Source organism: Leptolyngbya sp. PCC 6406 (assembly GCF_000332095.2).
Lineage (GTDB): Bacteria > Cyanobacteriota > Cyanobacteriia > Phormidesmidales > Phormidesmidaceae > PCC-6406.
On the sequence record NZ_KI913949.1, the window covers coordinates 426,125 to 445,606 of the forward strand.

General features: G+C 56.2%; 10 protein-coding genes. 7 read left to right on the plus strand and 3 right to left on the minus strand.

Going from position 1 to position 19,482, the window contains the following annotated elements; translation table 11 throughout:
* Positions 1–406: 406 nt before the first annotated feature.
* Positions 407–4,405 carry a magnesium chelatase subunit H gene (locus LEP6406_RS0202005; RefSeq protein ID WP_008317138.1) on the minus strand — a complete coding sequence of 1,333 codons (3,999 nt, stop codon included), beginning with the start codon at positions 4,403–4,405 and terminating at the stop codon, positions 407–409.
* Positions 4,406–4,766: 361 nt separating this feature from the next.
* Between LEP6406_RS0202005 and LEP6406_RS0202010 the strand changes: the two genes are divergently transcribed.
* The 4 genes from LEP6406_RS0202010 (at position 4,767) to LEP6406_RS0202025 (ending at position 9,883) form a co-directional block, all read left to right on the plus strand.
* Positions 4,767–5,411: a beta-carboxysome protein CcmP gene (locus tag LEP6406_RS0202010; RefSeq protein WP_027268756.1), complete on the plus strand. Its 645-nt coding sequence runs from the start codon at positions 4,767–4,769 to the stop codon at positions 5,409–5,411.
* A gap of 288 nt (positions 5,412–5,699) precedes the next feature.
* Complete coding sequence (locus LEP6406_RS0202015; RefSeq protein WP_008317133.1) at positions 5,700–7,175, plus strand: SulP family inorganic anion transporter; 1,476 nt, start codon at positions 5,700–5,702, stop codon at positions 7,173–7,175.
* Positions 7,176–7,206: 31 nt separating this feature from the next.
* Positions 7,207–8,070 (plus strand): universal stress protein, encoded by an 864-nt coding sequence (locus LEP6406_RS0202020; RefSeq protein WP_008317131.1) that lies wholly within the window; start codon positions 7,207–7,209, stop codon positions 8,068–8,070.
* A 94-nt stretch (positions 8,071–8,164) separates the two neighbouring features.
* The gene (locus tag LEP6406_RS0202025; protein ID WP_008317128.1) at positions 8,165–9,883 is read left to right on the plus strand and encodes a SulP family inorganic anion transporter; all 1,719 of its coding nucleotides are present in this window, start codon (positions 8,165–8,167) and stop codon (positions 9,881–9,883) included.
* On the opposite strand, the gene LEP6406_RS26275 is transcribed toward LEP6406_RS0202025, so the two are convergent.
* The gene (locus tag LEP6406_RS26275) at positions 9,865–11,223 is read right to left on the minus strand and encodes an NAD(P)/FAD-dependent oxidoreductase (protein WP_008317127.1); all 1,359 of its coding nucleotides are present in this window, start codon (positions 11,221–11,223) and stop codon (positions 9,865–9,867) included. The genes LEP6406_RS0202025 and LEP6406_RS26275 overlap by 19 nt on opposite strands.
* Positions 11,224–11,872: 649 nt before the next feature.
* On the opposite strand from LEP6406_RS26275, the gene LEP6406_RS0202035 reads away from it, so the two are divergent.
* On the plus strand, positions 11,873–13,324 hold the full coding sequence (locus LEP6406_RS0202035) for a sensor histidine kinase (protein WP_008317125.1): 1,452 nt from the start codon (positions 11,873–11,875) through the stop codon (positions 13,322–13,324).
* A gap of 209 nt (positions 13,325–13,533) precedes the next feature.
* On the opposite strand, the gene LEP6406_RS0202040 is transcribed toward LEP6406_RS0202035, so the two are convergent.
* A complete protein-coding gene (locus LEP6406_RS0202040; RefSeq protein WP_008317124.1) occupies positions 13,534–14,448 on the minus strand; it encodes an ABC transporter permease in 915 nt (304 codons plus the stop codon).
* 292 nt (positions 14,449–14,740) lie between these two features.
* Here LEP6406_RS0202040 and LEP6406_RS35085 point away from each other — a divergent pair, with 292 nt between their 5' ends.
* On the plus strand, positions 14,741–18,202 hold the full coding sequence (locus LEP6406_RS35085) for a UvrD-helicase domain-containing protein (RefSeq protein WP_008317123.1): 3,462 nt from the start codon (positions 14,741–14,743) through the stop codon (positions 18,200–18,202).
* A gap of 152 nt (positions 18,203–18,354) precedes the next feature.
* Positions 18,355–19,218 (plus strand): M48 family metalloprotease, encoded by an 864-nt coding sequence (locus LEP6406_RS0202050; RefSeq protein ID WP_008317122.1) that lies wholly within the window; start codon positions 18,355–18,357, stop codon positions 19,216–19,218.
* Positions 19,219–19,482 lie beyond the last annotated feature (264 nt).

The following is a 19,482-nucleotide window of genomic DNA, read 5'->3' on the forward strand; positions in this document are numbered from 1 at the left end:
TTTGTAGGTTGGGTGAAACGGAGTGGAACCCAACACTGGTGGCGATTTCGTTGGGTTATGCTAACGCTCCACCCAACCTACGAAAGAATGAGAGTTTCACGGATTTTGTCAGTCACCCAGGGTAAACATACTGATTGATTACAAGGATCAAGACACGACTTGGAAGGTTACGGAGAATCGAGCCCATTGACCGCTGGCTGAGCGGAGTCGAAGCCAGCCACACCACCGGGTTCTGGCCGTTCCCTTCGACTCCGCTCAGGGAACTGGATGTTTGTATGGATACAACGACGTAGCAAGCTTTTCAGCTTGTTTCAAGAGTCGTTAGGGGTTTCATTTTTGTGACTCAACTATAGCGAAAAGGGGCGGGCTTGCGCCCACCCCTCTGCTCTAACAGATCGTTGACGGATTACTCAACGCCCTCGATGCGATTCTCCACCTCCTGGTAGAGTTCCTGGAGCCGCTCCAGGTTTTCATCACTGGTGTCCCAGTAGCCGCGCCCATTCACCTCCAGCAGCGTCGAAACCATGCGGCGGAAGGAGTTGGGGTTCAGATCCATCAGTCGCTTGCACATTTCTGGATCCTTGATGAAGGTGGTGTTGGTGTCTTCATAGACCCAGTTGTCCACCGCCCCCGCCGTTGCCGACCAGCCCATGGTGTTCACCAAGCGCTTCGACAGTTCCCGCACCCCCTCGTAGCCGTGGGAGAGCATACCCTCATACCACTTGGGGTTGAGCATTTTGGTGCGGGCATCCAGGCGCACCGTTTCCGACAGCGTCCGCACCTGGGCGTTCGCGGTCGTCGTATCCGCCACATAGGCAGCGGGTTGCTTGCCGTCTTCCCGCAGACTGGCCACCACCTTCGTCGGGTCCGAGTCGAAGTAGTGGGATACGTCCGTCAGGGAAATCTCCGAAGAGTCCAGGTTTTGGAAGGTGACATCCGCCCGCTTCAGGGAAGACTCGAACAACTCGCGGGAATTGTCCATCACCCCTGGATTGTCGGAGTTGAAGGCAAAGGACTTGCGCTTCAGGTACATTTCCTGGAGTTCGGTTTCCTCTTCCCAACTGCTGTTTTCCACCGCCAAGTTGACGTTGGAGGCGTAGGATCCGGAGGCATTGGAGAAGATGCGGGTGGCGGCGGTGCGCAGATCCACGCCCAACTCTTCCGCCTGTTCCAAGGCGTGCTTGCGGACAAAGTTCATCTCTAGGGGCTCGTCGGCTTCAGCGGCCATTTTCACGGCCCGATCCAGCAGGGCCATTTGGTTGATGAACAGATCCCGGAACACCCCGGAGCAGTTGACGACGATATCCACGCGGGGCCGACCCAGTTCCTCTAGGGACACCAGTTCCAGCTTGTTGACCCGGCCCAGGGCATCGGGGACGGGTTTGGCTCCAACGAACCAGAGCATTTGGGCCAGGGATTCGCCGTAGGTTTTGATGTTGTCCGTGCCCCAGAGGACGGTGGCGATGGTTTCGGGGTAGGTGCCGCCATTTTCCTGACGCTGACGCTCCAGGAGGCGATCCACCACGATCTTGGCGGATTGCACCGCCGCCAGGGTGGGGATGGACTGGGGATCTAGGGCGTGGAGGTTTTTGCCCGTGGGCAGTACGTCCGGATTGCGAATCGGGTCACCGCCGGGGCCGGGGATGACATATTCCCCTTCGAGTCCCTTGAGCAGGGCTCCCAGTTCGTTGTCGGCGCACACCTGCTCTAGGCAGAATTCCAAATACTCCATCAAGGGCTTCAGGTCATCGGTGTTGACCTTGGGGTAGCCCGCTTCGTGGAGGGCTTTGACCCAGGGTTCCTTGCGGCCAATGTTGAGGAAGTTGAGGCGGGAGACCTTGGAGACACGGCCTTCGGCGTCGATCTGCTCATGGACGAGGGCGGCGACAGACTCGCGACAGCCCTGGTTGATGTCGTAGAGGAGTTGGACATCCGTTAGCACTCCTTTGTCGCTGTTGGTGTAGATCTCGTCGATATCTCGTCCGAGGCTCTCGGCGATGATGCGCTGGAGGCTCTTGATGCCTTCCTCTTCTCGATCTAGACCGGCGATGTTAACGAGGGTGGCGATCGCTTCCTCCGCTGTCGGCGGCTTGCCAATAATGTGCAGGCCACAGGGGAGTAGGCGGGACTCGATCTCCATCAGCTTGATGTAGATCTTGCCCACCAGGGTATCCCGTTCCTCGGCGGACATTTCCGCCCCGTCCTCTTCTGGCAGGGGCACATCCCGATCCAGATTGCACACCCGTGCCGTTTCGATGATGGCGTTGACGATTTGGATGGCGCGGCCACTGTCCTTTTGGGACTGGTAGGAGGCGATCAGTTCGCTCAGCTCCTTCAGCCCCTTGTACAGTCCGGCGTTTTCCGCTGGGGGGGTGAGGTAGCTGATGGTTTCCGCATAGCCCCGGCGTTTGGCGATGGTGGCTTCGGAGGGATTGTTGGCGGCGTAGTAGTAGAGGTTGGGCGTGGTGCCGATCAGGTTGTCGGGGTAGCAGGTGCCGGACATGCCCATCTGCTTACCGGGCATAAACTCTAGGGAGCCGTGGGTGCCGAAGTGCAGCACCGCGTCCGCGCCCCAGATTTTTTCCAAATAGGTGTAGTAGGCGGCGAAGCCGTGGTGGGGGCTGGCGGAGCGGGAGAACAGCAGCCGCATGGGGTCGCCTTCGTAGCCGAAGGTGGGCTGGACGCCGATGAAGACATTACCAAAGGCTTTGCCGTATACCAGTAGGTTTTGGCCATCGGTGTTCAGGTGTCCGGGAGGGGCTCCCCAGTTTTCCTCTAGGCGCACGGAATAGGGGGTGAGTTCTTCGTATTCCGGCACGGACATGCGGTAGGCGATGTTCAGCTCGGGGCTGTTGTATTGGGCCTGGGCGTCGTGGATTACTTCCAGCATCAGGGCTTCCGGCGACTCAGGCAGATCCTGCACGTCGTAGCCGTTGTGCTTCATGGCCTCCAGCACCTTGTAAATGGAGCCGAAGACATCCAGGTAGGCGGCGGTGCCCACATTGCCTTTATCGGGCGGGAAGCTGAAGACGGTGATGGCCAGCTTTTTGTCAATTTTGGGCTTGCGGCGCAGACCGCCCCACTTCATGGCCCGTTGGGCGATCGCACTAATCCGGTCTTGCAGGGAGATGGCCCGTCCCGTCAGACCATCGCGCCCTGAGAGGACAATGGGCTCGATCGCTCCATCCAGTTCCGGGATCGCCATTTGTAGCGCCACCTGGATCGGGTGCAGCCCCAGGTCGCTGTCTTCCCATTCCTCCGTGGTTTGGAATACCAGGGGCAGGGCCACCATGTAGGGACGGTTCAGACGCTTCAGGGTTTCGATCGCCTTGGGGTGATCCTGGCGAGCGGGGCCACCCACCAGGGCAAACCCAGTGAGGGAGACGACGGAATCCACAATGGCCTGATCGGGATTGAGGGGATCAAAAAAGAACTGGTTCACGGGCTTGGAGAAGTCCAGCCCCCCGGAGAAGACGGGGATCACCCGTGCCCCCAGGTATTCCAGCTCCTGCACCATGGCCACGTAATGGGCTTCGTCCCCGGTGACGAGGTGGGTGCGTTGCAGCACCAGCCCCACACAGGGAGCTAGGGGATCCTTCAGATCCTCCGAGAGATCCTTACGGGAGTCGTACCAGTTCAGATACTCCTTGACATCCTCAAAGAGCTGGGTGGCCATGGGGTGCCAGATGCCCGTATCGGCAAAGGTGACGGGATCGGCGTACTGGAGGGGAGAGGAGGTTTCCGAGCCCGCCCCAGATTCCTTCTTCAGGACGTAGCGATCCGCCAGCATCAGCAGGAAGTTTTCCAAATTCTCCGCCGAGCCCCCCAGCCAATACTGGAAGCTGAGCATAAAGCTACGGGCATCCTGGGCCTTTTCCACCGGCAGGTATTTCAGCACGTTGGGCAGCGTCCGCAGCAGCTTCAGCATGGCATCTTCAAAGCCGCTGCCCTGCTTCTGGCGGCGCTTTTTCATGAATTCGCCAATGACGCTCTTGGATTGGCCCAACTGGGCCATGGAGAAGGTGCCCAGCTTGTTCAGGCGCATTACCTGGGGCATGGAGGGGAAGATCACCGCTGCATCCAAGCGATCGCGGTGGGGCTGGACAGCCTCCACCACCTTGTCTGCCAGGTCTTCAATGAAAATCAGGGAAGCAACAAAGATATTGGCCTCAGCCACATCCCGTTTGAATGCCTCGTAATTTTCGCGGCTGCGCAGTTCTTCGATCAGATAGCCGCTGATTTCCACCGCCACCTGGGGATGTTGGGTATTAATGGCCCGTACCGCCGCCGAGAGGGAGCTTTGGTATTGGGGCTCAAGGACCACATAGACCACCTTGACCAGCGACCGCCCGTTGAGATCCTCGGGCACAATGTGGCGCACGGTGGGCTTGACGTGGGTGAACATGCAGGGATGACTCCAGTAAAGAAAGGCAAGAAAGTAGGCTGCTTTTTCGGGAGAACCTATAGGACGTTGTATCAGAAAAACCTTGCCAGCAAAGGGCTTGGGCCAACATGCTTAACAATTCGCAATATTTTTGGGGCTTCCACTTGAAAATCTTTTAACAAATGTAAACACACTATGCTCTTGTTTATTATTTTCTCGAAGGTAAATAGTATTGGCCACAGGCTAGTATTGAGGGCTGTCCACCGTTAAAGCATCTTTGGTCCATTCTGCCTGGGTTGGGCGAGGCAGAAAACGCCGTAACCCCAGACCATCCCCGGTATACTGACCAGGGGACGATTGGGAATTGGGAGAGAAGACCACCTTGGGCGTTGACCTGCGCAGCTATGTATACATCGACAACCTGCAACCGCAGCACGCCGCCTACATGGGGACGGTGTCCGTAGGGTTCCTCCCCCTCCCCGGTGATGCCTCACTTTGGCTTGAGATTTCACCGGGTATTGAAATCAACCGCCTGATGGACATTGCTCTCAAGTCAGCTGTGGTCCGTCCGGCGGTGCTGATGGTAGAACGTCTCTACGGCAATCTGGAAATCCATGCCAGCAAGCAGGGGGAAGTCCATGCCGCTGGCAAGGCTATGCTCAATGCCCTCGGGGTTAACCGCAATGATTGCCTACGGCCTCGGGTGATTTCTAGCCAGGTGATCCGCAACCTAGACCCCCACCATGTGCAGTTAATCAACCGCAGCCGCCGGGGCAATATGATTGTGGCGGGCCAAACCCTCTACGTTTTTGAAGTAGAGCCCGCCGCCTACGCCGCTCTTGCCGCCAACGAAGCGGAAAAAGCTGCCTTGATCAATATTTTGCAAATTGCGGCTGTTGGCAGTTTTGGCCGTCTTTACCTTGGGGGAGAAGAACGGGATATCCTGGCTGCCCAACAGGCGGTCCTCGCTGCCATGGAAGCTCTTCCCGGTCGCCCCCATCCCCTGCAACTCAGCCGCAAGGAATAGCGGCAGAGATTCTGTATGCTTGCGATCGCAACCACCACCTGCCCCCCCGTGGTAAAATGGCTGTCGCCTCAAAGTATCAAAACATCTTCCGAATTGCAGTAGATATAACAGCTTCTTAGAAATTATTATTGTGTCTCTATCTGCCAATTCCTCTAGGTCAATCTTCGGTCCATTCAGTCCCCCTTAGGGAGGGCTTTCTTTTCCATGAATGCTGAGAATAGATCTGAGAAAAACTGCTTAATCTAGCAGTTCTTTCTGTAGATGTTTCCCTGATGAACTGGAGGAAAGTTGAATATCGAGACCTTGAAACGGGAGTGGTTTTCCAACGTCCAAGCTGATATTTTGGCAGGTGCAGTTGTTGGACTAGCGCTAATTCCAGAGGCGATCGCCTTTTCGATTATTGCGGGGGTAGACCCGAAAGTGGGGCTCTATGCCTCCTTTATCATTGCCGTCATGACCGCCTTTCTGGGGGGGAGACCTGGATCGATTTCAGCGGCAACCGGGGCAATGGCCCTGCTGATGATTGATTTAGTTAAGGACCATGGCTTGGAATACCTCTTCGCCGTGACCCTTTTGACAGGAATAATCCAGGTTTTATTTGGCGTATTCAAACTAGGTCGCCAGATGAAATATGTCCCCCGCGCTGTGATGTTGGGATATATCAATGCCCTGGGGGTTTTGATATTCCTGGCTCAACTGCCCCAACTGACGGGTAAACCACCAGCGGTCTATATTCTCACCGCCCTGTCCTTAGCCATCATCTATATTCTTCCCCGCTTCACCAAAGCAGTTCCCTCTCCCTTGGTGTGTTTGGCGGTGATGACCTTAGCGGCAATAGCCCTGAAATTAGAAGTTCCCACCGTTGGGGATATGGGGGAATTACCCACAACGCTCCCCTTCTTTGCCTTGCCCCAGGTGCCCTTAACCCTGGAAACCTGGCAAATTATTTTGCCCTACGCCTTAACCTTAGCCATTGTGGGGTTGTTAGCCTCCTTCTTGACCGCGTCCTTAGTGGATGAGCTAACGGATACCCCCAGCGATAAAAACCAAGAAGCAAAAGGTCAAGGCTTTGCCAATATTGTCACTGCTTTCTTTGGTGGTATGGCGGGGTGCGGCATGATTGGGCAATCGGTCATCAATGTGCAATCCGGTGGCCGGGGTCGATTATCCACCCTGGCCTCTGGCCTTTTTCTGCTGTTTGCCATCTTGGTAATGCAGGACTGGGTCAAACAAATGCCGATGGCGGCCCTAGTGGCCATCATGATCATGGTGTCTATCGGGACCTTCCGCTGGTCCTCCTTGAGGGATATTCGCCGCATTCCCCAGACTGAAAGCATTGTCATGTTGACGACCATGTTCGTCACAATTTTTACCCGAAATTTTGCCCTAGGGGTCGTAACGGGCATTGTGATGAGTACGGTGTTCTTTTCTCAAAAAATTGCCCAGCTCGTTTTTGTAGACCAGATTTTAAGCGAAGATGGCAGTCATCGTACTTACCGGGTCAGAGGACAGATCTTTTTCGTCTCGAAGGATGAGTTTTTTGACCATTTTGACTTTAGAGAAGTTGTCGATCGCGTCACCATTGATCTCTCCCAGGCCCATCTGTGGGATCAGGGGTCAGTCGCCTTCCTCGATCGCGCCATCTTAAAGTTTCGTCGCAATGGAGCAGATGTGGATGTGGTGGGTTTGAATGAAGCCAGTGCCACATTGGTTGACAGGTTGGCTACATACCCCCAGTCCAACCCCCAGTCCGATACCCAGTAAAGCCAGGTCTTAACAAGGGAAATCAGTCACGATGAAACAGATTTTGCTATGTACAGATGGCTCGATTTTTTCCCAAAGTAGTTATCAGTACGGGGCTTGGTTGGCAACACGGCTAGGGGCCACCATCAATGTTTTGTATGTGTCGGATGCCCGCAGTCAGGCGACAGCGGAGGCCAAGAACTGGAGTGGCAGTATTGGGGTCAATGCCTCGGATGTCCTGCTTAACCAACTGGTGGCCCTAGAGCATGAGAAGTCAAAACTCAACCATCAGCGGGCAAAGTTGGTTTTACACCATGCTGAGCAGGTATTGACCGATCAGGGTGTGGAGGCGATTAAGCTGATGCACAAAACTGGATTTTTGGTGGATTTTATCCCTGAATTGGAATCCCAAACGGATTTAATTATCTTGGGGAAACGGGGAGAAGCCGCTGAATTTGCCTCGGGCCATCTAGGGGCGAATCTAGAACGAATTTTGCGCTCCAGCCATAAACCCTGCTTGGTGACCTCACGAAAATTTCACCCTATTGAGCGCTTGTTATTGGCCTATGACGGTAGTGCCGTCGGTCAAAAATTACTGAAATTTATCAGCGCATCACCGATCTTCAAGGGACTAGAGATTCATGCTGTCACCGTGGCTAAGAGTGACAGCGATGGCATTGCCAGTTCTCGTCTAGAGGAGGCCAGACAACAGCTCCATGCAGGTGGATTTGAGCCCATCTGTTGCCTGACTCAGGGAAATCCGGAAACGGTGATCGCTCGTTACAGTGAGCAACACAACATCAATCTATTGATGATGGGAGCCTACGGCCATAGTCGCATTCGTCATCTGGTTATCGGCAGTACTACGGTCCAAATTCTTCGCAGTAGCCATATTCCTGTACTGGTATTTCGTTGATGACCATAAAGTTCTGGTTTTTTTGACGCCCCCCTTTGCCAATGCCCCCATTCTCCTGCAACCTACATCCATTTAAAAAAGAAAGACTCGCACTATGGCGTCCATCAATCTGATCAACAAAATTCACTTGCGCCATTGGCGTGGCGACCTATTTGGGGGGATAACGGCGGCTATTGTCGCTCTACCCCTCGCCCTCGCCTTTGGGGTGGCCTCTGGGATTGGACCCACGGGTGCGATCGCGGGTCTCTACGGTGCCATTATTGTCGGTTTTATTGCCGCCCTATTTGGCGGCACCCCCACCCAGATCTCCGGCCCCACAGGCCCCATGACTGTCGTGACGGCCACAGTAGTGGCCTCCCTCGTCGCCCGCCATCCCGATACGGGACTGGCGATCGCCTTTACTGTGGTGATGCTAGGGGGACTGCTGCAAATTCTGTTTGGGGTAATGCGGTTAGGGCAATACATTACCTTGATGCCCTACACCGTCATTTCCGGCTTTATGTCCGGCATTGGCGTCATCATTGTGCTGCTGCAACTGCCGCCGCTCCTGGGACATGAGGCTTCCGGTGGGGTGCTAGGCACCCTGGAGCAATTGCCGAGCTATTTTCGCGAGCCGAACCTGGTCTCGCTGGGGCTGGGGCTGCTGACCTTGGCTATTGTCTGTGCCATCCCCACTCGCTTCAATCGGTTTCTGCCCTCCCCCCTAGTGGCGCTGACGGTGGGTACGGTGGTGTCGGTCGTGGTGTTTGGCGATGCAGATATTGCCCGCATTGGTGCCATTCCTCGGGGATTGCCCAACCTGCAACTGCCCACCTTCCGACTGGGGGATCTAACGGACATGCTGCGCTATGGGCTGATGCTGGCGGTACTGGGGTCAATTGACTCCCTGCTGACTTCCCTTGTCGCCGATAGCCTATCGCGTACCCAGCACGATTCTGACCGGGAACTCATTGGCCAGGGTCTAGGCAACCTGCTATCGGGGCTCTGTGGGGGCTTGCCCGGAGCCGGGGCCACCATGCGGACGGTGGTGAATGTGCAGGCGGGGGGCAAAACCCCACTTTCGGGCATTATCCACGCCCTAGTACTCCTCCTCGTGGTGTTTTGGGCCGGACCCCTAACGGCCCAGATTCCCTACGCAGTCTTGGCGGGGCTGCTGCTCAAGGTGGGCTTTGACATTTTGGACTGGGGCTTTATCAAACGGGCTCCCCGCCTCTCGATCAAGGGCACAGGCATCATGTATCTGGTGCTGTTTTTGACGGTCTTTGTAGACCTAATTACGGCGGTGCTAGTGGGAGCCTTTGTGGCCAATATTCTGACCATCAAGCGGCTGACGGATGTGCAGAGCAATCGCATTCACGCCATTACCGATCCCGCCCAGGGCCAAAATCTGAGCCCAGCAGAGCAGGATATTCTCACTCAGTCCAAGGGAGATATCCTGCTCTTTCAACTCGGGGGGCCGATGAGCTTTGGGGCGGCTAAGAGTATTTCTCGACGACTGGCGATTGTCCGCAATTATCAAGTTTTAGTGCTGGATCTCAGCGAAGTGCCCACCATCGGCGTCACTGCGGCCCTCGCCATTGAATCCATGGTGCAGGATGCCCTCAAACGCGGTCGCCATGTGTGGATTGTGGCGGCCCCTGGACAGGTCCAGGACCGGATCCACAGTTTAGAATTACATTGCTTCTCGGGGCTGCGTACCAAGGCAAGACGAGGCGGAGAGAAGCCCGACTGTCCGCCGGTATACCAAGTAGAAGACCGCCACCAAGCCTTGCAGTCTGCCCTAGCACTGATCACTCAAGAGGCATCGGTGTAGGCCGCTTCTACCTTGTCCACATCCCGCCCGGTGATTAGGCGGGATCCCTGGTTGCGGGTGAAGTAGCCCCACATCCACTGGGTCATCACTACCACCTTGTTATCAAACTCAATCAGGTAAAAGATATGGACAAAGAGCCAGATCACCCAGGCCGGAAAGCCCGTGAGTTTGAGCCAATTGAAGTTGACCACCGCTGCGTTGCGGCCAATCACCGCTAGGCTACCCGCATCCCGGTAGTAAAAGGGGGGAATGGGCTCTGCCTTGAGCCGATGTTGGATCAGCTTGGCCACGTACTTGCCCTGCTGCATAGCCACCGGGGCCACACCGGGGAGGGGCTGACCGCCTTGGTGGGCGTAGTGGGCCAAGTCTCCTACGACAAAAATGTTGGCATGGTTGGGCAGACTCAGGTCCGCTTCTACGATTACTCGACCAGCGCGATCGCAGTCAGAGCCAGTCCGATCGGCGATGATTCTTCCCATGGCGGATGCCTTGACCCCAGCCGCCCAGAGTACGGTCTTGGTCCGCAATTCCGTTTCCTCATCCCCACTGCGAAGCCGAACACGGTCCCCCTCGATAGATGTGACCAAGGTTTTGGTCCGCACCTCCACCCGTTGCTTTTTCAGCGCCGCCTCCGCATGGGCCGACAGTTCCGGCGGGAAGGGGGGCAACAGCCGATCCATCCCCTCCACCAGGATGATCCGAGTTGCATCGGTGTCAATAGCGCGGAAATCCTGTTTGAGCGTGCTGTAGGCCAAATCCGCCAGGGCTCCTGCCAGTTCTACCCCGGTGGGTCCACCCCCCGCCACGAGAAACGTCATCAGGGCTTGGCGCTGCTCCGGATCCGTCTCCTTTTCCGCCGCTTCAAAGGCTAGAAAAATCCGCCGCCGCACCTCCAAGGCATCCTCCACGGTCTTGATGCTGGGGGCTAGTTTTTCCCAATGGTCATTGCCAAAGTAATGGTGAGCCCCCCCCGTGGCGATGATCAGGCTGTCATAGGGCACCGCTTGCCCCCGCTTCAACAGCACCTGCTGGGCATCGGGGTCAATGTCCACCACATCCCCTAACAACACCTGGGTATTGTCCTGGTGCTTGAGTACCGCCCGCAGTGGTGACGCAATGTCGCCGGGGGAGAGCCCCCCTGTTGCCACCTGGTACAGCAACGGCTGAAACAGGTGAAAGTTGCGGCGATCGATCAGCGTCACATCCACATGGGCGCGTCCCAATGCCTGGGCCGCGTAGAGCCCACCAAAACCACCGCCAATGATCACGACTCGATGGGGTGTCGTGGCCGCTGCGGGTGCTGTAGTTTCGGCCTGGGGACGGGTGAGGAGATTAGTCATAGCCTTGAGGCGAGGGGAGAAGGATAATTGTAAATATTTCTTGCTTCCCCTAACCTTACACGACCAAGCTAGGCATAACTGCTCATGACTGACGGAATGCTACTGCAAGCGACGTAAGGTTCATTCATACAACTTGGAAGATTTTGGAAGATTACAGAGAACCGAGCCCGTTGACTGCTGGCTGAGGCGTAAATACCCTAACCGTTCCATAGTGGTACACCTCGGCCCCTCACCGTTCGGCTGAGCGTGCGACTGAGCTCACGCCGAAGTCTCACCCCGAAGCCCTAGCCCTCTCCCCTTGAGACAGGGGACCGGAAAACGTTGGACTGGTGCGACGATAGCGTGCTGTAGGGTGCATAACGCTAAGATATTGCTTCGCCTACGCGAAGCAATGCACCGCAAGGATGTCATGCTCACCTATTTGCCAAGGCAGAGCCCCTTGTGTGTCCTGGAATCCCCTTTCATCCTTCTGCCCTCATCCTTCTGCCTTGCGGTACTAGGGGACTAGGCAAGCTCTGTCCGGGTTGAAAAGTCTTTGATTTACTAAAAAGAGCAGCGTTTCTCGGTAAATTCAGGGGCATACTGGGAGCGCAGGAGCATCCACTTGCAGTCATCCGTTGAGTAGCAGATCGGTTCGCTATCCGCATCTATGTCTAATCCCCACCCTGAACCTGATTCCGTCACTGATTCCATCACTGAATCTGAATACGATGAGCTAGCAACCTTAGCGGAGGCAGAATCCTTTGCCCTAGGGACCAAGTCGGTGCTAGCCCAGTTGCCGCTGTGGGAGGCCAGTTTAGATATCGGCGACCCTGGTCACGAAGCTGCCCACCTCTTTGAGGGGGAGCCCACCCTACCGGGCATCATTCTGACGGATGGTAAACGCTCGGTGGGCATGCTATCTCGCCAGCGCTTTTTGGAATATTTGCTGCGGCCTAAGGGAATTGATCTATTTCTGGCCCAGCCCCTACGGGTGATGTATAGCTATGCCCGCCTGCCCCCCTTAGTCTTGGCTCACACCACACCGATTCTGGCGGCGGCGCAGTTGGTCTTGCGGCGACCCTTAGATCAACAGGGGGAACCCTTGGTGGTGACTTCCCCTCGGGGTGATCGGCTGGTCCATATTCATGACCTGAATCGTGCCCATTGGCAAATTCGCGGCATTGAAACCCAGGTGCGCTATGAACGGGTCCAGGCTCAAATGCTGCAAAGTGAGAAGATGGCAGCCCTGGGACGGTTGGTAGATGGGGTTTCCCATGAGATTTTGGACCCCCTTGGCTTTATCTGGGGAAATCTAGCCCATTTGGGCCGCTATTGTCAGCAGTTGTTGGACCTGATCGCAGTCTATGAAGAGTCGGTGACTCTCCCTTCTGAGGCGGTGGCCCTCCTGCGGGAGGATATTGAACTGGACTATCTGCAAGAGGATCTGCCCAACACCATTCGTAGTATTCAGGGGGGGGCCGATCGCCTCAAGCGGCTGGCACTCAGCCTGCAAAATTTTTGCCATATCGACGATATCTATCCCAAGCCGGCTGACCTGCACGAACTCTTAGATAGTGTGGTGCTATTGCTCAAGAGTCGTCTCACGACCCAAATTGAAGTGGTGCGGGACTACGATCCGCTACCGCCTGTTACCTGTTTTGGGGGCCAGTTGAGCCAGGTGTTTATGAATATCCTCACCAATTGCCTAGATGCCCTCCTGGAGCGCACCAGTCGGCAAGATGCCTCTACTAATCCCTGGGAAGCAGCCCAGGATGGCCAGTCCCTGGAGGCGTTGGAGTCCCCTAAAATCATCATTTCCACCAGTCTCTGTCGTCCTCCCCAGGAGTTGGCCAATCCCGGTCAACGCTGGATCTCGGTGGTGATTGCTGACAATGGGCCGGGGCTGTCCCCTGCGGCCCAAGAGGAGGTGCTGCGGTCTTTTTCCATTGAGAAGCGTCTGGAAAAGGAAACCCATCTGGCCATGAGCTATCGCATCATCACGGCCAAGCATGGGGGTCGGTTTTATGTGCGATCGCGCAGTTTCTCCGACCACGAGACGGCACCGGGCATCGGCACCGAATTTGAGATTCGTCTCCCCCTGTATCCCCAAGGAGATTAGGGTTTTCGGCGAACAGTTTTCGGCGAACAAGGGGCTTAGGGACTCGCGGAAAAATAAGGTACCCGCTGATCGGGCTTCGACTCCGCTCAGCCCTCGATCACTGAAGGTTGAGCGAAGTCGTAAGTCTTTCAGACAGGCTCCGCCAACGCGCTTGCGTCTCCCGAAGGGAGAAAACCTGGCCACCTGGCACACCATTAATCCGCAGATCCCTAATGCTTCCAGTTCTCTCGGCGCAGCAGGGGGTTAACCCATTCGTTTAGTCCTTCCCCCACCAGAGACAGGCCGGTCACCATCAGCGTCAATGCCAGCCCTGGGAAAAGGGCCGTCCACCAGATGCCTGTGGGCAGGGCATCTAGGGCTTGACGAATATCGGCCCCCCACTCGGGGGTTTGCTCCGGTAGGCCCAACCCCAGAAATCCCAGCCCCCCCAGCACCAAAATGGCATCGGCGGCATTCAGGGTAAAGAGGACGGGCACACTCTGCACTACGTTCAAAAACAGGTAACGACTCAGTACCGCCCAGGTGGAGGCTCCCATGGCCTGGGCCGCTTCAATGAATAGCTCCGTCTTGACGCTCACGGTATGGTTCCGCACCACCCGGTAGTACTGGGGCACATAGGCAATGCTGAGGGCCACCGCCGCATTCACCACCCCTCTACCCACGACAAAGGCCAGGGTCACCGACAGCAGCAGTCCCGGCAAGGTGTAGATGGTGTCCATAAAGAACAGCAGTACCCGGTCTAGCTTGCCCCCCAGATAGCCGCTGACCATGCCCAGGGGCACCCCCACCACAACACTCATGGCGGTGGCCAGCAGCACCACCTGCCAAGCGGCGCGGGTGGCGAACAGAACCCGCGACAGCACATCGTATCCCTGGCGACTGGTGCCCAGCAGATGCTCCGCTGAGGGGGGCTGGTGGATGGGGTTACTCAGGGAGGTGGTGGGGTCTTGCAAAATGCCCCAGGCTTGGAGCGTGGGGGCCAAAAGTGCGATCGCAATAAAGAGCCCCGTAATCAGCACCCCCAACACCATAAATAGGACAGAAATATTTGCCCCCTGCCCCTTGGGCTTGAGCAATCGCAGCCAGGATTTTTTCATTGCAGGGGAAGTATCGCTGGAAGCCATGGCACAAATCCATCACAGGGCACCCCATTATCCCAGACTCCCCAAGTCCCCAACCACCCGGCATTAAAATGACCAAAATGACCGGGCTAATCGCTGCCGCTCTCTAAAGAGAACTCAATGCTCAGGAGTCCTCTTTAAGAGGACGGTAGCTATGAGCGCCGGAATTCCATTCCGGCGCAGGGTCGCAGCACTGAGGTGGACGAATGCCACCTCACTCTATAGGAGCCTGGGGCAGGTCGCCGGAGGCAGGATGTCATACTAAGGGGATGTTTGCACCGCACCTTGTCTGCCCATGACGGCCTCCACCGACTTCCTTGCCCAGCTCAACCCCTCCCAACGCCGCGCCGTCGAGCATTTTTGCGGTCCTCTGTTGGTGGTAGCGGGGGCGGGTTCCGGCAAGACCCGCGCCCTCACCTTCCGTATTGCCAACCTGGTCCTGAACCACCGGGTAGACCCGGAAAACATCCTGGCGGTCACCTTCACCAACAAAGCCGCCAAGGAAATGAAGGCCCGTATTGAGGTGCTCTTTGCCGAACAGGAAGCCCGCGCCAAACATGGCAAGGGACTCTCAGCCCTACCGGAGTATGAGCAGACCAAACTGAAATCCCAGGTCTATAAAACCGTTACCAAATATCTGTGGATTGGCACCTTCCACGCCCTCTGCTCCCGCATTTTGCGGTTCGACATCGAGAAATATCAGCACCCCCTTGGTTATAAATGGACCAAAGAATTCTCGATTTTCGATGAATCCGACGCCCAGGGTTTAGTCAAAACCATCGTCACTAAAACCCTGAGTCTCGATGACAAGAAATTCAACCCCCGCTCCGTCCGCTACGCCATTAGCAACGCCAAGAACCAAAATTTCACCCCCGATGAATTTGAGCGCGATCAACCCAACTACCGGGGTCGGGTGATTGCCGATGTCTATCGCCACTACGAAAAGGCATTGGCGGAAAATAATGCCCTAGACTTTGATGATCTGATTCTGCTGCCGGTGAAACTGTTGCAGCAAAACGAACAGCTCCTAGCCTATTGGCACAAGCGTTTTCGTCACATTCTGGTAGATGAGTACCAAGACACCAACCGCACCCAATATGATCTGATTCGCCTACTCTCCACCAACGGTGAAGATATTGAAAGCTTCAATAATTGGGAACACCGATCTACCTTTGTCGTAGGGGATGCGGACCAGTGCCTGCCGCCGGAAACCGAAATCCTCACGCCCCAGGGCCAAGTACCCATCCAATCGCTTCGGGTGGGGGATGAGGTGCTGTCTACCCTAGGGCAACGGACGCTGCACTCGGCCAAGATCACCCAGATTAAAACAGGGCGATTTAGCGGGGTGTTGTGGTGTGTAAAAGTAGGCGATGGCCCGGAGCCGGTCTCTGACCATCGCACCCTACGCGGCACCCCCCACCACATTGTCCTAGCCCGTGTGGTGCCCCTAGAAAATCGCCACTACGTCTACCTGATGTTTCGGGAAGACCGGGGCTACCGCATTGGCATCACCACCGGGCAGCGCTCCAACGACTACGGCAAAAAGGAAATCGGCTTTAAGGTGCGGGTTGCTCAGGAAAATGCCGACAAGCTCTGGGTGCTCAAAGCCACTGATAGCTATGAAGAGGCTGCTTACTACGAAGCCTATTTTGCGGCCAAGTACGGCTTACCCACGATGGTTTTCCACAGCGTGGGGCGCAAGCTTAGCATTTCAGACGAAACCATCTTCAAGTTGTTTTCTGAACTGGACACGTTCACCAGGGCCGAAGCCCTCATGCAGGATTTTTGGCTGCACCCGGAGTTTCCCCATTACCGACCCCAAAATGGGCTGCGACGACAGACCATTAACCTGACTATGTTTGGGAACGTCAGAAAGGAAAGACGCCCTCCCAAGGCTGACCATCGTATTCAGTGGTCCTCCAACCGGGCTGACATTGCTACCAATTTGACCGAGGCTGGATATCCTATCCGGGCTGGTAAGTTGCCGGGTACCTACCGCTTTGAAACAGCGAGAGCTGCCTATCCCGAAGCGGTTTCCACCGTGAAAGCGGTGGCCCAGGCAGGACGACTAGAGGTCCGCCGTCGCGCCCAGATTGACAGCGCAATCTATGATTTTTTGCCCCTGTCGCACCTTCATCCTGGGATGCGGGTGCTGGTGGACGTGGGGGGACATCTGGAGGAACAGGAAGTCACCCAGGTCTGGCAGGAGGAGTATGACGGTGAAGTCTATGACCTAGAGATCGATCGCAGCCATAGCTACGTCGCAGAGGGCATGCTTGTCCACAACTCCATCTACTCTTTTCGGGCGGCAGATTTTACCATTCTGATGAATTTTCAGAATGACTTTGGCGATGGCCTGCCGGACGACGATACCCGCAGCATGGTCAAGCTGGAGGAAAACTATCGCTCCACCGCCAATATTCTAGAGGTGGCTAACCACCTGATTGAAAATAACACCGAGCGCATTGACAAAATTCTGCGGGCTACGCGGGGTGAGGGGGAACCCATTCTTTGCTACCGGGCGGAGGATGAAACCTATGAAGCGGATTTTGTGGTTACCCAAATCCGCAATTTAGAGACCCAACATCCAGAGCTGAACTGGGGCCATTTCGCTATTCTCTACCGCACCAATGCCCAGTCTCGGGCCTTTGAAGAAGTCCTGACCCGCTACAGTGTCCCTTACCAAGTCGTGGGGGGGCTGCGGTTCTACGATCGCCGCGAAATTAAGGATGTGCTGGCCTATCTACGCGCGATCGCAAATCCCGCCGACACCGTCAGCCTCAAGCGCGTGATCAACGTACCCCGCCGGGGGGTGGGCAAAGGCACCCTAGACAAACTGGACCAGGCCACCCAAACCCTGGGGGGCATTCCCCTGTGGGAAATCCTCAGTGATGAAACCTCAGTCAAAACCCTGGCAGGGCGATCGGCCAAGGGAGTGCTGGAATTTGCCAACCTGATCAAGAAATATCGAGCGCGACTGGATACCGCCAAGGGTTCCGAAATTATCCAAGAACTGCTGGAGGACTCAGGCTACATCCAGGATTTGCAACGGGAGGGCACCGACGAAGCCCTAGAGCGGGCGGGCAACGTGCAGGAACTCTACAACGCTGTCCTCCAATTTGAAGAAGATACAAACAATGAAGATTCCTCCCTGATTGCCTTCCTCGCCAATGCCTCCCTGGCCTCTGATCTGGATGATGTCCAGGAAGGCGGCAAGGCCGTCTCGCTGATGACGCTGCATTCCTCTAAGGGATTGGAATTTCCCGTCGTCTTTCTGGTGGGCTTAGAACAGGGCTTGTTTCCCAACTTCCGGTCTTTGGAAGACCCCGCCTCCGTTGAAGAAGAACGCCGTCTTTGCTATGTGGGCATCACCCGCGCCCAGGAACGGCTGTTCATTTCCTATGCCCGCGCCCGTCGTCTCTACGGCACTCGGGAACCCGCCAGCCCTTCTCTGTTTTTGGCAGAACTGCCCCCGGACTACATCACAACAAATGTAGGGGGAGGAATGCCCAAGCGTATGGCCACGCCCCTACGAGCGGCCCGCCATCAGCAGGAAACCAGTGCTCGACCGGGGAGTGGAGCCCACGAGTCGGATTGGACAGCGGGGGATGTGGTGGTCCATCCCGCCTATGGAGCAGGGGAAGTCACCCATATTTTTGGGGCAGGCAACAAGATTTGCCTAGCGATTCAGTTTCCCGGCCAGGGTCGCAAGATTATTGACCCCAAGCTGACGAAACTCCAACGCGCCTCCCCCTAAAACCTCGGAGGTCTAAGCTCGCTGGGGTGTAGACCCGTACCTCTGAGGTGGCAGTTTCGCCCTTCTGCAACCAGAAAGTCCTTACCTACAATCAAGCCATGGGATTCAGCCCTATTGCTGTCCATCCCTCGTTAGCCGGAGGCAAGAACACCATGAATCAATTCAAAACCGTGGCGCTGTTGGGTCTACTGAGCGCCCTGCTGATTTCCATCAGTTACAGCGTTTTAGGCGGCACCCTAGGCGCGATCGCGGGGATTGCCCTGGCCGCCGTCACCAACCTGGGAGCCTGGTACTACTCTGACCGCATTGCCTTGGCCGCCTATAGCGCCCAGCCCATCACGCCCCAGCAAGCGCCCGAACTCCACCGCATGGTTAAGCGTCTTGCTCAAAAAGCTGGGATTCCTACCCCAGCGGTGTATGTGATTCCCCAAGCATCGGCCAATGCCTTTGCCACCGGGCGCGACCCGCAACATGCCGCCGTCGCCGTCACCCAGGGCATTGTGGACATGCTCCCCGCTGATGAACTGGAGGGGGTCATCGCCCATGAACTCACCCACATTCTCAACCGAGATACCCTGACCCAGGCCGTCGCCGCCACCATCGCCGGGGCAATCTCCTTCCTGGCCCAAATCCTTAGCTATGCTATGTGGTTTGGTGGCGGCTCTCGGGACAATGAAGGGCAAAATCCCCTGGCGCTACTAGCGACAGTTCTCCTAGCCCCCATTGCCGCCACCGTGATTCAGTTGGGCATTTCCCGTACCCGCGAGTTTTCCGCCGATGCCGGAGCCGCCAAGCTGACGGGAAATCCCCAAGCCTTGGCCCGTGCCCTGCGCCGATTGGAGGCCGGAGCCCAGCGTGTTCCCATGGCTGGCAACCCCGCCTTTGCGCCTCTGATGATTGTGAATGGGCCGTCTAAACAGTTTCTCAGCAACCTCTTCGCCACCCACCCCGCCACCGATCAGCGCGTGGAGCGCCTGCTATCCATTGACGTAGCCCCCAGTTCCTCGCTGGTTTGATTCTTAGCCTCATCTCTGAATCATGGGCAGCACTAGTGCTGCCCATGATTCAGTTTTTCTTTTGCCAGCGAAAATTAGCGGTGTCTTGTAAGTAGATGGGCGCAATGATTTATAAGACCGGGCTTGCTCCTTGGGCTAGATGCTTGCGTCTCCCGGAGGGAGAAACCCCAACAGGAAGGTCAATGTAATTTGACCCATCTACTGAGTTGCTTTGTTAGTTACTCTAGTAACCGTCCCTAGGATCCTCGTTAAAACCGCTACAGA

What these genes read in the sequence shown, in the direction of transcription:
- LEP6406_RS0202040 (WP_008317124.1), bottom strand. Translation starts at nt 14,448, where the DNA reads ATGGCTTCCAGCGATACTTCCCCTGCAATGAAAAAATCCTGGCTGCGA.
- LEP6406_RS0202050 (WP_008317122.1), top strand. Translation starts at nt 18,355, where the DNA reads ATGAATCAATTCAAAACCGTGGCGCTGTTGGGTCTACTGAGCGCCCTG.
- LEP6406_RS0202005 (WP_008317138.1), bottom strand. Translation starts at nt 4,405, where the DNA reads ATGTTCACCCACGTCAAGCCCACCGTGCGCCACATTGTGCCCGAGGAT.
- LEP6406_RS0202035 (WP_008317125.1), top strand. Translation starts at nt 11,873, where the DNA reads ATGTCTAATCCCCACCCTGAACCTGATTCCGTCACTGATTCCATCACT.
- LEP6406_RS26275 (WP_008317127.1), bottom strand. Translation starts at nt 11,223, where the DNA reads ATGACTAATCTCCTCACCCGTCCCCAGGCCGAAACTACAGCACCCGCA.
- LEP6406_RS0202020 (WP_008317131.1), top strand. Translation starts at nt 7,207, where the DNA reads ATGAAACAGATTTTGCTATGTACAGATGGCTCGATTTTTTCCCAAAGT.
- LEP6406_RS35085 (WP_008317123.1), top strand. Translation starts at nt 14,741, where the DNA reads ATGACGGCCTCCACCGACTTCCTTGCCCAGCTCAACCCCTCCCAACGC.
- LEP6406_RS0202025 (WP_008317128.1), top strand. Translation starts at nt 8,165, where the DNA reads ATGGCGTCCATCAATCTGATCAACAAAATTCACTTGCGCCATTGGCGT.